This window comes from Paenibacillus sp. FSL W7-1332 (assembly GCF_037969785.1).
In the GTDB taxonomy this organism is placed as follows: domain Bacteria; phylum Bacillota; class Bacilli; order Paenibacillales; family Paenibacillaceae; genus Paenibacillus_AQ.
The window spans coordinates 330,034-344,585 of sequence record NZ_CP150209.1 but is presented as its reverse complement, the minus strand read 5'-3'; the positions used below and the strand labels follow the sequence as shown (position 1 = coordinate 344,585).

Genomic DNA, 14,552 nt, shown 5'->3' with positions numbered 1-14,552 from the left:
AACCCGCCCTTCTTGTTTACTAAATTTATTCGAGAATAATAGGGCTTTCTAAATTCTCTTCTATAAATGACCAAAACTTTGCAGCGGGAACAATAATACGTCTACCAACAACAATTTTCGGAAAGTCGTTTTTATTGACTAGTTTGTATACCCCGTTCCTGCCGATAGGTAAGATATCACATAAATCAGATACCGTATAAAATGACTTTCCCTCATATGTTGCACCCATATCTTTTCCCCCATTATTTAGATAATATATATTTATAAATTGTCGGTTGACGTAGATGGAAGTAGTTACATGTAGAATTTAATAATCTACGTTCTCACTACTCAGATCGCCTTAATAACGGCACGTTCAGCGAACGTAGCCAACGTAGCCATAGTATAAAGCTTATTCATTTGAGTTTAATGCCTCTAAATCCTTGGAGAGGAGTCGAACCATTAATTCTTAACTTAGTTGATTCCACACCAAGCTTTGTGAGTTCAGCAAAAAAGTCTTTGTTTTTTAAAATACTACTCTGATTATCCCTGGCATGTCTTAAGTAAGCTGAATAAATATCTTTTCTATGAACCTTGTATTCTGGATTGTTCAGATTAAGTAGACACTCATCGTTAATAAAGTCAGTTATGCTCATGTCAGAAATATATTGTGCCTTAAACCTTAAAGCATCATCACTCTCTGTAAAAACAAAGTTCTGCTCCTTTAGCCTATGAAGACCTTCTATTGCCCAGGTAACTATTGATTCAGTTTCTAATAGCAGCTTATTCATAAGATCCTTATCTCTTTTTTCTTCTGGAATCGACTGATTAAACAGCAAGAACATCATTCTATCTGTTAAGGCAGACATTGAATCAGGCTTATCCAGTTCCGGCATGTGATTACCTGCAGAAACTAATTTAGTTTTCCCGTAGAAAAAGAACGGGTCTTTCCCCTTTTTTTCAGCTGATATCAAATCACCGCCGGTTAATGCTTTAATAACATCGATCCCTTTTAAACTGCCCTCCTCATTCATTTCAGGAGAAATATTCAGTCTGGAATTTGATAGTTCAGCGGTCATAAATCTGTTGGTCCCTAATTGTTTCAGCGTTATAGCGGTAGTGTGTTTAGCCCCTACTAATTCTCTCCAAAGACCCAACCACAAGGATTTGCCTGTGTGAGCTTGACCAATGAGGATGAAGAATTTTTTTGCATTGCAATAATTGCTGATAATATACCCTGTTAGCTCTTGAAGAGACTTTATTTTCTGCAAATCCCCTTGGGTAGAGTCTTGAAGAAATTGATTAAATACTCCTCTTGCTCGACCCACTCCCCCATTAGGGGGGATGACCATTAGTCCTTGATGATTTGGATTGTAGTCAGCATCGACATAGTGAGTAAATAAATACTCTGCTTTATGCTCCAACGTTTCTCTAGAATCAGTGTCATACACACAGTTTCTAAAATTAATGAGACTATTGTGTCTGTTGAAATCTTCGAAATTAATCTGTAACTGAGGATCACTTTCAATTCTGTACGCTATTTCAAGCATCTTACTTTTATTTAATTTCCTATCCATAGAATCTGAAACATTGCTGCGGATAAAAACGCTCATATCTGATTCCGACAATTCATTGTATGTCCCATATTGATGATCATAGAGAAACACCCTTTTGTTAGTGCATCTGATGATGTATCTATTTGAGATGTATTTTGAAATGTCGTACTCAATATTCATTTTTCTTGATTCTCTTTCTTGCGCTGAAACTTGATTTGAGTCCGTAAAATCATTTAAGCTTCTACAAACATTGGCTGTAGTACCTACATGATCTGATAATTGCTCATTCTCAATAAATTCGGTCTGATCGAGTACTACGCTGTTTTCAGTAAGATAAGTGTTATCAGCTTGATTTGAGGCAAATTGGTATGACTGATCGAGTCCAATACAATTTTCCTCAAAATAACTTTGATCAAGTTCATTTGCGAACTCTTGCTCCTCAAAGCTAGAAATCCGATCAAGTTCAATAATACCTTTAGTTAGATATGCCTCGACTTCGTTAGATTCACCTTTGAATTCAAATTCAGCCAACGACGGTTTATGTGAAGAGCCATGAATTTCATTAAAAACTACAATAAAATCGTCATCGTCTAATGGAGGATTATTTCCGCTCTCAATCATTTGAAGACCTCCGTTTTGCAGGGCTCACTAATCTTCTTATAGAAACCCTTGAAATTTCTTTCTATAATGCTGAATGCGATGCATCTCAGTGAATCTTTGCTCTTCTCATCAATGACGAGTGTACGACATACCTTCTGGTCTAACTTACCATCATAAAGTAAGAATTGAAGGAAATCTTTTGTCTCTAATAATATTATTAAGAGACTCTCATCATCGCTACTATTAGAAAGCTCCAGACATTCCCTCTCACCTACAGTGACAAGTAACTTGATATCATCCTTTTTTCTGATATCACAGATAACTCGCAAAAGCCCCTCATTTCCAAATGAAAGATTCTGATTCAAGTGATGAACTTTAAGCTCATGTACATCCTCATTAGAGATCCCAATAAAGAGGTTCTCTTCCTTAAATACCTTCTTGTTAATAAGGACAGTTGAATTACTATCATCTAAGTTATGAATCTGCAGATCGTTAAGATCAATTGTTTTGTCCAGTAGCTCAATTTCCTTTTTCTTAATGTTGTTAAACAATTTCAAACACTCCTTTTGATATTATCTGCTCACAAAATGAGTGTAATATATGCTTTTAAAGTGTATGATTTAAAAAACCGACAGATAATACAGTAGAGGCCTTATAAATAAAGGGACGCTTTACTTAACTGCTTAGTTAAAGTAAAGCGTCCCTTGAATAATTTTTTTTATTTAGTCTAGATTGATCGAAGACAAGTATTTTCTTGCTCTCTCAAATACTAGTAGTTGAACGATATCTTTACCATCATAAGCGACCTTTTCAAAAGGAGACTTAAAGTCTGCTTCTAAAGCTTTTACCGATTTCTTCATCTTCTCTAAACTACGTGTCACCTTTAGGAAATTATCACTATTCTTCATCTTTCTTCCTTCTAAAAATACTTTGTCTGCTATCGATAAAATCTCCTCATTTCTGGATCGATCCTCCAGCACAAAGTATAATCTCCCAATTTTCTTTATTCTTTCTATTTTATTCTCAGTACTGTCCGCAGCTAGTTCGCCTTCAGTAGAGTATCTTTTGTTATCGAGTTCAAAATTTATTTTAAGAAACTCAACTAAACAAGGTACGATAATGTATTTCCACTTAAAGAGAGTACTGGTTGAAGACAATGAATGATCTAAGCACCAATCAAAATTCTCGATAAGATAAAATTTTAGTCCCAAATCGTCTAGTAACGAAAATGTAGAGATTGCTTTAATATTCCTTTCATTTTTACGATTTCCTTTATCAAGAAAAGACGCTGCCTGAAAGGTGTAAATCAAGTTCGTCTTTTTCTCAAATTGAATACTGTCTTGTACGATGTTCATCTCATCTTTTACTTTTCCTAATATATCAAAAAAAATCTCTGCGGTATTTAATAGAGGGAAGTAATCAGAATTATTCCTTCTTGATGAGATCTTAGTGGTTGGAATCTTGTATCTTTGAGTAATGATAAAAAATAATAGTGAGATAGATCCTTCCTTTTTCAAATACCCTGATTTTGATTCTTTATTAAATAGTCGAACAATATCCTTATGTATGCTTACATCTCTTTTGAAACTATCAGTAATTCTATCGCCATATAACTGACTAAAGTCTTCTGCATTTGTTATGAATAAATCGTCAAGGAGATCTCCAAAAGTAAGTTCATCATCTGCATCTATGTTTTCATCCTGATACTCTTGCAAAATATCAATATAGTCTGACTGTAAAATTTCATTAATTATTTCTTGTCTCCATTGGTGAAGCGCTTGTTTTTTTAGTGTCTGGCTAACTTTTTTATCGTCTATCGGTATAGTTTCGAATTCCTGTTGTACCGCCTCATCAATATTAATAGTGTTCATTAAAGATCCATAATCAGGGCTATTTTTTGTATTCCAGTTTAGTTCAAAGCCCAATACATCAATTAACTTGGATTTAAGTTGTTGAGATAAGTGCATCTGATTACCTACTTCTATTATTATTGTATAGTCGGATAATGGGTTTACCTAACGGCTAAGTTTCATTACTCTTTAAAGGGTATATCGGAAGGTCTTCGAGTATTAATAAACATGAACGTAATCCTTTTAGAATTTCTTATTACTGGTAAAAAAACGTAACAGACCTATTGGCCTATTACGCTTTTTTCAATAACTCCTTCAATTCTGATTATGATTTCCGTGTCTTACTCCGATGATTCGTAATTCTCAAATATCTTGGCTAGCAATGAATTCGTCATCAAAGTATTCTGAGGAACATCATTAAAAGAGAGTGCACCAACTTCAAAAAAATCTTCGTCGCTTAAAAGGAACTGTAACCTGGCTTTAACTGTTGTATTTTCATATATCATATACCCTGTAAATTCCACCACATTCTCTCCTGTAGCAGCCTTGAAATTCTTCCATGTAGGATCTCTAAAAAATTCTGTGAAAGCATCCCCAATAGTAGAATCAGGGTAATCTTGCAGTTCCCCTCCCTTAACAGCCAGCACATTTTTATTATCTTGGTCTCTTTTGTTATTTAATTGGTCTTGCACACTGGTCGTTATATCTTTCGCTGCTCGCTCAGATTCATTGCTACATGCACTTAGTAATAAGACAAGCACCAATAAGAATAGATTCTTTCTAACCATCTATCATACCTCGTTTCCTCCATCTAACCTACCGCAGAATCAAGATTGAATGTAGATAAAAGTAGCTCTATGAATGCATCAATATCCTGGGTCTCTTTGAGAGTGATTTGCGGATCAATCGCAATTTCAAAAATCCCCACTTGATCTTCCTTGAAAATCACTATAAAAACTGTGCCCTTAACATCACTTACATTTGTTACAAGATATGCTCGGTCAGCAGACGGTATTAAAAGTTCATCTATAATGGAATCGCTATAAATGATATCCTTTCTTTCCATAAATCCTTCATAACTCTCATCTAGTATCATCCCATACTCATCATCATGTATGGATTTCATAAAATTAAAAAAATATGATATTTTGGCATTTTTTGATTCATAAAATACAGTTTCTAGAGTGTCCTTCTTTTGAATAACGAGGGGACTACCCCACTCTAATAAGTAATTTAATGTATAACCAATGGTTTGATCTGTATACATACCGTATTTTGACGATATTTTTTCAACATGGTTTCCTTCATACCATCTTTCCTCACCACCATGATACAAATTAATTCTTTTATTAACTTGATCCCAATTTAGTCTTAGTTTCAAATTATCGGAGACAACACGTAGTGGGATCAACGTTCTTCCTTTTTCATTTATTGGTGCCGCATTAATTTTTTTTGACACCCCATTAATGATGGCATTTCTACTTCCAACAGTGAGCACAATTATTTCATTATCCAGTTTAATAATTGTTTTCTTCGTCTTGGGATCATACGCGATTGTACCACCTAACTCTTTTATCAGAGATTTCAGGGGTAAGTAAGTGATTCCATTCTTGCTAACAGGTGCGGTATTCGTTTCAATGTCAACCTTTATACGCTCACCGTTTACAAGCATGTATTGATTCCCTACCTGTAAAATTATTTGTTTACCACTAGGCGTATACAGTTCATCATCCGCTAAAACGGTTCCTCCAGTCAAAGCAAACAAATTAGCGCTTAGAAGTATTGCCACTAAAGACTTTTTGATTCTTCTCATAAATACACCTCTTCTATTATTATCATCAAACATATAGGTAGCATAACCTATATACCAATCCAATTATAGGTAATAAGTAGTGAATTATCAATGTCTATAGGAGTTATTTATTTTAATGTCTATAGTGCGTTGAGTAAGTCTACATAACCGAATATGTTTTTCTTACAGTCACAGAAGAAAATAGGGTGAGGTTATGAGTCGCATTTCAACTATAGTTGGAGAAAACATCCGTGAAATAAGACAAAGCAAAGGGTTAAGTCAGGAGAGGCTTGCCCTTCGAGCTGGTATTAATCCCTCTTTTTTAGGGCAAATAGAGCGCGCTGAGAAAAGTCCTACTATTAGCAGTCTTGAAAAAGTAGCTAGTGCTCTAGAAGTGAAAGTAGAAGAGTTATTTCAATCGAATCCAGATGAATTACAAAAAACTAACACAACTTACTTAGAAAAAATTATTTTTGAGTTAAGTCACCGAACTAATGAAGAACAGGAGGACATTTATAAGATCATCATTCAGCTTTTAGTGTTTAAAGATAAAAAAGAGAAGTGAGGATCTTGTGAACCATCCGCACTTCTCTACAATATAAATTTCATTGTTCACTTTTCCTTAGAATTACCATACTTCTTAGATAGTTCAACTGCTGTCTTCAAAATATCAAATTTGTTTTCAATTGTTATAATTATTGCATCTTTCGCCGCTTCTTTCGCAATGTCAGTTTTATTATGATTCATGATCACCCCTGCCTATCATTAAATTTTTGGCTAGCAATTACCCCAATTCCAACTCCCATTAAGTATCCAATTGCAGTACCCGGCCCAGGAAATATCAAACTTCCTAATCCTGCACCTAGCCCACCTCCTCCGAGCATTCCGCATGCAGTAATAGCTGCATTAGTAACTTTATTGCTCTCTTGGGTCATTCTGTATCACCTCCTTTCTCATGTTTCAGGAACTTTAGATATATCCATGTTCTTTTAAACTGTAAAACTGGTTATCACCGATAATAACGTGATCTAGAACCTCAATTCCTATAATCTCCCCAGCAGCAACTAGCCGTTTAGTAATATTTATGTCCTCACTCGATGGTGTTGCATCGCCACTCGGATGATTATGAGAGCAAATTATAGACGCACTACAATGCTTGATAGCTTCTTTGAACACTTCTCTGGGATGCACTACGGCAGCATTTAGTGAGCCAATAGAGATCGTCTCTTTAAAGATGAGGCGGTTTTTGGTGTTTAAGAAAAGACTAACGAAATGTTCCTTAGTATGATATCTAAGCTCAGATTGTAAATAATCATATACATCTTTCGGTTTTTGAATTAATTCCTGCTGATTATCTTGTGTATACATTACTTTCGAGAGCTTTAATAACGCAAGAATCTGACGTGCTTTATCAATATGAATCCCTTTTATATTGAGTAACTGTTGCTCCGAAACATTTACAAGTTGACTTTTCGTGGGAAATCGTTTAAACAGTTCCTGAATAAGATAACTATCCTGTTTTTCTCTTAGTGTCTCGCTAATCAATTTTTTAATATCCGTATTCATATATATCTATATCTCCTTTAATATAAATAAGAGTAAAGAGCCGAACTTTAAAGTCGGCTCTTTACTCTTATCTATAATATATACTTATATTCATTGACCTTACTACGAACTGCATTGAAACTTAAAATAGAAGCATTTATATTCATGAGTAGCTTTTAGATCTATTATCTTATGCGGAAACGGTCTTTACACATTTTTTACCACCAATCTTGTTACCACTTCAGTGAATTAATTCTTAATTAGGTACGATTGAGTGGATAATTCATGCGCCTTCATTACGAGGGCATAACCTGTCTCTACTATGTCATATCCCTTTAAGGACTCAGCGTACCGGTCAAGCTCAGCTTTAATACCGGGAGCAACCTGATAAGTCCAGCTAGAGCCGTCAACTCTGAAAACTGCATTATTTGTTGTTCGAATCTCGCTTCGTTCAGATAACCTCTTGATACAGTCATCCATTCTACAAATTGAACTATCACCGATTAGCTCGATAACGGCTTCATAAAAAGGATTGATATGCTCCGCTTGAAGATTAATTCCAGTTAGCCGCTCAATATCGAAGGTGCGATTAGGGCCACTGTTTGTATAAACCTGATGACTGTCCTTTAACATCATATCATACTTAATGAAATAGTATTGCCAATCCTCGGGCGTCCATTTACCGGAAGGATTAATAAGAGACTCGACTTTTTCCTTCAAGGACTGACCGCTTGCATTCATCAAAGCTACGATAAAGCTCGTGAACAGCGGCTTAAGAGAGTTGTCGGAAAGTGTCCACAAATATTCGCGGTTTGCTCGTTTTCCACCAAGAAGATACCTAGGCCCCAAATTGCTCCATCCAATTTGTACGTGATACGAACCTATTGATAACATAGCACGGGAAACAAGCGAAGCACTTAACTTATCGAGCTCCACGAGTATTTCGGTCAACTTGTATGGATATGCAGAAAAGGCATCAAGCCATTGATGAACCGCTCCTTTTAGTCTAGGCATATCCTCCAGTGCGTGAAGTGCCTGCTTCCACTCAGGATATTTACAAATGATCTTAGCCTTTTCCTTTTCCTGCTCCAAACTTGAGCTTGCGAAACCAGACAAGGTTGATACCTCCAGCAACATCTCATAAACGGATTTGTTAGAGTTCACCATCTGGTCAATCCCGCACAGAATTGATCCGAGATTTTCTACACGTAGGTTACTGTTATATACACCACTGTTGCCTTGCCGAACACGAATAAGTAAATTTCGAATAATGAGTATTGTGTCGGTCAGATCCGCTTCCTGCTTAGCGATCTTCTTGACTATGATGGTATATAAGAGCACTCGTTCGTCTAATTGCAATGAGTTGTTTAAACACTTGTCCATTAATTGAATATCGCTACTAAATAAAGGAAGCTCCTTGAAGATCTCATCAAACTGCTGATGAATATCGTCTCGGTTCTTCCATAGAGATAGAACTTCAAACAAAAAAGAGACATTCTCTTTCTTATTATAAACAGATGCCAAATCATGAAATCTGCTAAAATCCTGAGAAATAATGTTCGAGTTTCTTACAAACGGATTAGATTTGAGATATAGGGCACTACTGATAAAAGTAAATAACCGCATGAAAGCTCGATCAATCGTATTATCCTCGTCACGATAGTCCCAAAGTAAGTCTGTCCACTCCTGCTCGATCTGGAAAGAAAATTGCTTACTCTCTTCAACAAAGCCGTTTTTCTCAAGCACCTGCTCGAATAGTGCCTTGAAATTTTCGAAGGTGGAGAGTGGCTTGCCTCTAGAATTCATCTTGATATATAACTCATCACTTAATCCAAAGTGTTCCAATTCCAGAAAACTGAACGTGATAGGAGACTCGCTACTGGTGAGGCTTTCCATAACAGGTTGATCCACTTCACAAAAAGACTCGTGTATAGCGTCTAACATAATAAGCATTGCCTCGACCGTGGGGTCCACTTGCCAATGGTGCTGAAACCATTTCTTGTTGCGGATCACAGATGATGGAGTATTAAAAGAAAAATCGTCAAAAGAAATTTTCTGCTTCGCAAGTTGTTCGCAGAAGTCACGCGCACTGATCCTAGTCTCATATGAGAAATTCACCATGATACCCGACACGTTTGTGTTCTCCTTGACCGCAAAATACCAGTGGAGAAGGAAAAGCGTTGTCAATCGCTGCTGGCCGTCTAGCGGGAAAAGCTCATCTCCACGAACCGACCCGTACACGAAATCAAAATCCAACCTTTTCTTTTCAAGAAGTGCTTCCTTTATATTTTCTAATAACAGCTCACGAATTTCTCTCGTCTTCTCATCGCTGCGACCCTGCGCGTAATCACGCTGAATCATTGGAATGCGAATTTTATACTGATTTAAGAGCTGCCAGAATGTGTCCGGTGGATTCATCTCATCCAATCCCCTTTTCTTTGAAGATTTCAAATGACTGTTCTATTGCCAGCAGGTATCCGCTACGATCAGACTCACTCCATAACTGGAAATGGTCAACCTTTTCACTGTAATACTTCATAAATGCGTTCCGAGTGCAGATAGGAATAAAATGTCCCTTCTTGTCGTACTCAAGCAGCTTTTTATATTTTACAGGATAGAAGTGATTGCCCAAGGCACTATTTGTCCCTTGGTCAAGTAATGCCAAGTTATCAATCGTATTTAGATCTATTCCAAACCGTTCCTCGGTTTCATTTAAAATCTCTACAAAAAGATCGTCAAACTCATTCTGAGACAGATTGGGATCGTTTAGGCGAGCTTTAAGCTTTGTTAAAATTGCTTCGTCAGAGGGCTCGTTCAACTGCTCAAAGAGCCCAATTGAATCACGAATCCAAGCCTGCCATTGCTCTTTCGTTCGTAGCCCTTCTGTATTTTGAGCGTGAATATGTTCAATGCTCCATCTGCCCTTAGAATACGCATCAAAAGGGAATCGTGCCTCATGGTTTTTTTGCGTCAGTGTCGTTGCAATATTAAACAAGAGTAAAACATTCTTAATTCGATCATTATCCGCTCCATACTGCAACTGGCTAATGTCGATTCCTTCAATTTGTTCGTACAGTTGTTGTTTCAAGGATGTCCGGAAGGCGTGTTTGTCGTTGGTTTCAGGTTTATCATAGAGATCGATGATTTCTCCAATATGTCTTCGCTGCGTGAGGTAGCCAATATAGTGATATAATTCTCGATCCTCAAACCATTCCTCAAGTAACGCGAGGTACCTCTTAACTTCCTGCCACACATCGCCCAAAATCGGTTGCTTTTGAATTTCATAAAACGTGAAAAACTTGTCTGAGCTGATAGTCTTCGTATTCTTCGTATACAGGTCAAACAACAACTCAATCCGACTGGAGTAATCTTTCCTCGGATTAACGAAGTACCATAATTGATCATTTCTAAGCTTGCGCTCAATCGAATCCCATTCATTCGCTCGCTCCAGCTTACGTTTTTCGTCTGATGTTAAGATGAGCGCCTTAATAAGCTCAGCATTCGTAAGTGGAATTTTACCTATATTCAGACGACTGAAAACTTCCCGAACCTCGATTGTAGCATCAACCTCGTACCAAATAACTTTTACGCTTTTACCTAGAGCGATATGAAATTCATCTTCCAAGGTTTCTTTATTCTCACGTGGCCGATTGAACCATTCTTTCACAGTATCATACGCTTTCTTGAAGAAATAGTAATCGATATTTTTATGATCTTCCGCATTATCTAGACGATCCAGAATATCTTCACTATCCGTGCGTGTTTCATAAGTGATTGAGTAATTCGCTCTTCTTAGATAAGACAAGATGATTTTTATTGTAGTTAATCGCTGCTGCCCATCGATAACTTCATATTCTCTGTGCCCAGAGTCAGCCTGACCGTCACACTCCCGCACTACTATCGGCTGTAAGCAATAGAATTCAGACGAGCCAGATTGCATGAAATCATAAATATCATCAAGCAAATTCAACACCTGCTGTTCATCCCAACGATAGCCCCTCTGATAAGAGGGAATAAAAAATGAAGTAGCTTTACGAAGCTCATTAATCGTTTTCAGTTGAATCCTGCTGCTCATACTCGGGCGCCTCCCCTATACAAGTTTTAATTCCTTTGAGATGGATCGTTAACCGTTCCTGTCCTATCATCATGACAAACCATCCTTATTTGTATTCTAATGCCCCTGGTATCGACAATCGACATATTGTTTATAATCAATGATATCTTCAGTTAAATGAAGTATAATTTTTTATATTTTCAATTACCTAGATTAATTGCATTATAGTTTTCTACATCCTTTAAACTAATTAATAGCCCCCCATTCATAATGGTATGTTTAAACCTCTTTTTATAATATTCTACCATGCAAAGGAAATACTTGTAATGTCATTTCCTTATCAATAAACAATGTGAGATCAAACCTGAAAATATTAAAATCAAGTATGCAAAGTAGACTATTCCTCCTTCAGAAAATAATAAAAATTATCAACACTTTCTAGTGGTTATCAACTAGTTATCAACATAGTTATCCACAGACTGTTAATAATTTTTCCATTTATATTTGCTTTCATAATTAAGCTAATATAAAAAAAGAATGCAAGGATTTCCTTGCATTCGGTCAAATATAAATTACCTACGAAATTAAACTAGCACTGTGTGGTTAGGACGTTTTGGAGGACTAGGTACTTCTATATCCTTATTTTCAACCATTGTTTCAATTAAATTCTTCAAGCTTTGCTTACCGCTCAGTAGATTATCAACAAAAGGTTGTATCAGTTCCCGTCTCTCCTTATCTTCAATAACTGGAATTAATACATTTATGAGATCCACCTCAGCAACCTCAGCTAATCCATCTGAACCTCTAGCTAATGCCCTCATCTGAGTTGCATACAGCTCTGTAGATAAGGTAACAATTAAATCAAGTAGATAGTTTTCTTTTCCAGGAATAACCCTGAGTCTATAGCAACCATTAGTAACTACATAATTATCCGCTTCAGGCCCTATAAGGCACCATTTTTGAACACTCCCCCAAATAGATCCTATATACAAATCTCCTGGCTCTGCAAAATGTTTTGCTCTATCGGGTAACTCCCACCCTCTATACTCAACACTTCTATACTCGCCATATCCTATATCTTGAATTTCAATATATTTATATTTTTTCCTTGAATCAACAGCAACAGACTTTCCATCTGCTTTTTTCAACTGAGGAATAACTTCAACAATATCACCTAATCTAACATGCTTTTGACTCTTAATTTCCTCTCGTAAATTATAATATTTCGAACAGTAACGTTTGGGATCCAAAGTCAAGGTTTCATCTTTCAGAACATCTCCTATGCTTACGGACCACCCTTCTCCTGTGTGACTATCATTTGCTAAAAGCCAAGGTGATTGTATTGCAACATCACTATTTCTTAAATCTTCTAGAGCAAGATCAAAATCAGCATCTATTATCCGTTCTCCATTATTATTTATAATAAAACTACCATCTTCCTCATTTCTTCTATATACTGGCTCTGCCCTTTTGTTCCCAACATCCCAACCGACATTTTGAATCATCTCGACATTAAAGTCATAGTCAGCATCATCTGAGCTATTAGTTAAAGGGGTTTCGCGCTTTTCTAAGAAAACTACACTCGCACTTACATCAGCACCACTAGTTTTAAATGTAAATCTCGGAAAAGAACATATAGATACAATTTTGCAAAACCTTAACATATACTCACGAATAATTTGGTACTTCATTGAGCGATTACCTAGATATCCATTAGGCAAAATTATTGCAATTCTTCCTCCTGGTTTAGTTTGTTTTATGCATACCTCTATGAACAAAATCCCTGCTTCTTGACTTTTCAATGTTTCAATCGTTTTCTGTAGCTTTTTATTTTTTGAATCTAGTACCCAATTATGTCCCAAATCAAATAAATTTAATATTTCTTTACGCTTTTCTATAATTCTTGTTCCGAATGGTGGGTTACAAACTAGAATATCAAATTTATCTTTATATTTATTTACATTCTCTAATGAGTCCTCATGACTTATATGAGTTTTACCATCGCCATTTAAGAGCATATTTAGTACCGAGACTTGAACCGCATTTAGTGAATTGTCTGCTCCCCATATACAATCAGCATAATTTGGATCAAATACCCTCCCTTTATGGAAAGCCGCAGTTAAGAAGTCAGCACTACCGCATGCAGGATCTTTAATATGTTCACCAAACTGAGGATTTAATACATCTATAATAAAGTCTGTAACAGTAGTTGGTGTAAAGAATTGTGCTAAATCCCATCTGTATAAGTCTTTAGCAAATTTCATGTAGAAAGTTTGAACCACATTCCTTTTGGACGCTGTTAACTTTATAGGCGCCAATATTTTCAATATATCCGTGAGCACTGCTGGTTTAACATTTATTTGCGGACTAATTCTTTTGGGTAGATGCTTCTCATAGTAAGTAATGGCTCGCCCCAAAATAGCATTAAATTTCTCTAACGCAGTATCATCCTTATACCCAAGAAGTTTGTAGTCTTGAATCTCTAGTGGATTAACACTTCCATAGTGTCCATGCTCATCAAATAACTTTGCAAGTATAAGTTGGAGTATAACTTCATATCTCTGTTCAGGATCTATAGATGCTTGATGCAAAATATCCTCAATCCGTCCGAATACGTCTAACAAGGAATCACTTGGTTTTGTATCCTCAATTGTTATAGGTTTGACATTGACATGCATTCCAAACTTAGGCAGGAGGGCTAAAGCACCTTCTCTAAACTCCTTTTTCCCATCAATCCATTCTTGCCAGAAAATCCTTTGTTCTATGTTATCCCAATATAATCCAATTACTTTCTGTTGTAATGCAAAATCTAACATAGGTTTAACTTGAGTGTTTTTAACATAATCAAAATTATTATTATTTTTCTTTACTTCACATAATAATAAGGCATGTTTCAGTAATTCATCTATATCATTACTAATCGAAGAAATAGGTTTATCTAGGACAATGAAATCCGCTCTGAAACTATTCCTTCCACTATTCCCAAACTTTTTAATCACAGCCTCTATTTTAAAATTCTCCTTCGGATAACCTTGCTTTATTAGATATTTGATAGCCTCGACACGTGCGTACTCTTCACTTGGACTTAGACCGTCCTTGCTTCTTTTTGTCGCTTTTAAAACACCTCGTATAGGACATACTAATGTTAATTTTTCCATTGCCATAATTTTAACCCT

The 14,552-nt window shown here is 36.2% G+C and carries 13 protein-coding genes; 1 reads left to right on the top strand and 12 read right to left on the bottom strand.

Annotated elements, in window-relative coordinates; translation table 11 throughout:
* Positions 1-25: 25 nt before the first annotated feature.
* The 6 genes from MKX98_RS01575 to MKX98_RS01550 form a co-directional block, all read right to left on the bottom strand.
* Positions 26-229, bottom strand: a complete 204-nt coding sequence (locus MKX98_RS01575; RefSeq protein WP_339221028.1) for a helix-turn-helix domain-containing protein — start codon at positions 227-229, stop codon at positions 26-28.
* A 166-nt stretch (positions 230-395) separates the two neighbouring features.
* Positions 396-2,156 (bottom strand): phage/plasmid primase, P4 family, encoded by a 1,761-nt coding sequence (locus MKX98_RS01570; protein ID WP_339221026.1) that lies wholly within the window; start codon positions 2,154-2,156, stop codon positions 396-398.
* The gene (locus MKX98_RS01565) at positions 2,153-2,686 is read right to left on the bottom strand and encodes a hypothetical protein (RefSeq protein ID WP_339221024.1); all 534 of its coding nucleotides are present in this window, start codon (positions 2,684-2,686) and stop codon (positions 2,153-2,155) included. The genes MKX98_RS01570 and MKX98_RS01565 overlap by 4 nt, the downstream gene beginning before the upstream one ends.
* Before the next feature lie 171 nt (positions 2,687-2,857).
* Positions 2,858-4,102, bottom strand: coding sequence for a hypothetical protein (locus MKX98_RS01560; RefSeq protein WP_339221022.1), 1,245 nt, complete (start codon positions 4,100-4,102; stop codon positions 2,858-2,860).
* Between the two features lie 224 nt (positions 4,103-4,326).
* Positions 4,327-4,773, bottom strand: coding sequence for a hypothetical protein (locus MKX98_RS01555; RefSeq protein ID WP_339221020.1), 447 nt, complete (start codon positions 4,771-4,773; stop codon positions 4,327-4,329).
* 23 nt (positions 4,774-4,796) lie between these two features.
* Positions 4,797-5,798 carry a copper amine oxidase N-terminal domain-containing protein gene (locus MKX98_RS01550; protein WP_339221018.1) on the bottom strand — a complete coding sequence of 334 codons (1,002 nt, stop codon included), beginning with the start codon at positions 5,796-5,798 and terminating at the stop codon, positions 4,797-4,799.
* A gap of 193 nt (positions 5,799-5,991) precedes the next feature.
* Here MKX98_RS01550 and MKX98_RS01545 point away from each other — a divergent pair, with 193 nt between their 5' ends.
* Entirely contained in the window at positions 5,992-6,342 is a 351-nt protein-coding gene (locus tag MKX98_RS01545) for a helix-turn-helix transcriptional regulator (RefSeq protein ID WP_339221016.1), read from the top strand.
* Between the two features lie 47 nt (positions 6,343-6,389).
* Here the strand turns inward: MKX98_RS01545 and MKX98_RS01540 are convergent, their stop codons facing one another.
* From MKX98_RS01540 to MKX98_RS01515, 6 genes are all read right to left on the bottom strand, one after another.
* Positions 6,390-6,524: a hypothetical protein gene (locus tag MKX98_RS01540; RefSeq protein WP_339221014.1), complete on the bottom strand. Its 135-nt coding sequence runs from the start codon at positions 6,522-6,524 to the stop codon at positions 6,390-6,392.
* 2 nt (positions 6,525-6,526) lie between these two features.
* Positions 6,527-6,712: a hypothetical protein gene (locus MKX98_RS01535; RefSeq protein WP_339221012.1), complete on the bottom strand. Its 186-nt coding sequence runs from the start codon at positions 6,710-6,712 to the stop codon at positions 6,527-6,529.
* A 34-nt stretch (positions 6,713-6,746) separates the two neighbouring features.
* A complete protein-coding gene (gene radC / locus MKX98_RS01530; RefSeq protein WP_339221010.1) occupies positions 6,747-7,343 on the bottom strand; it encodes a DNA repair protein RadC in 597 nt (198 codons plus the stop codon).
* A gap of 228 nt (positions 7,344-7,571) precedes the next feature.
* On the bottom strand, positions 7,572-9,740 hold the full coding sequence (locus MKX98_RS01525) for a DUF262 domain-containing protein (protein WP_339221008.1): 2,169 nt from the start codon (positions 9,738-9,740) through the stop codon (positions 7,572-7,574).
* Between the two features lies 1 nt (position 9,741).
* Positions 9,742-11,397, bottom strand: coding sequence for a DUF262 domain-containing protein (locus tag MKX98_RS01520; protein WP_339221006.1), 1,656 nt, complete (start codon positions 11,395-11,397; stop codon positions 9,742-9,744).
* 563 nt (positions 11,398-11,960) lie between these two features.
* Positions 11,961-14,540 carry an N-6 DNA methylase gene (locus MKX98_RS01515; RefSeq protein ID WP_339221004.1) on the bottom strand — a complete coding sequence of 860 codons (2,580 nt, stop codon included), beginning with the start codon at positions 14,538-14,540 and terminating at the stop codon, positions 11,961-11,963.
* Positions 14,541-14,552: the final 12 nt, after the last annotated feature.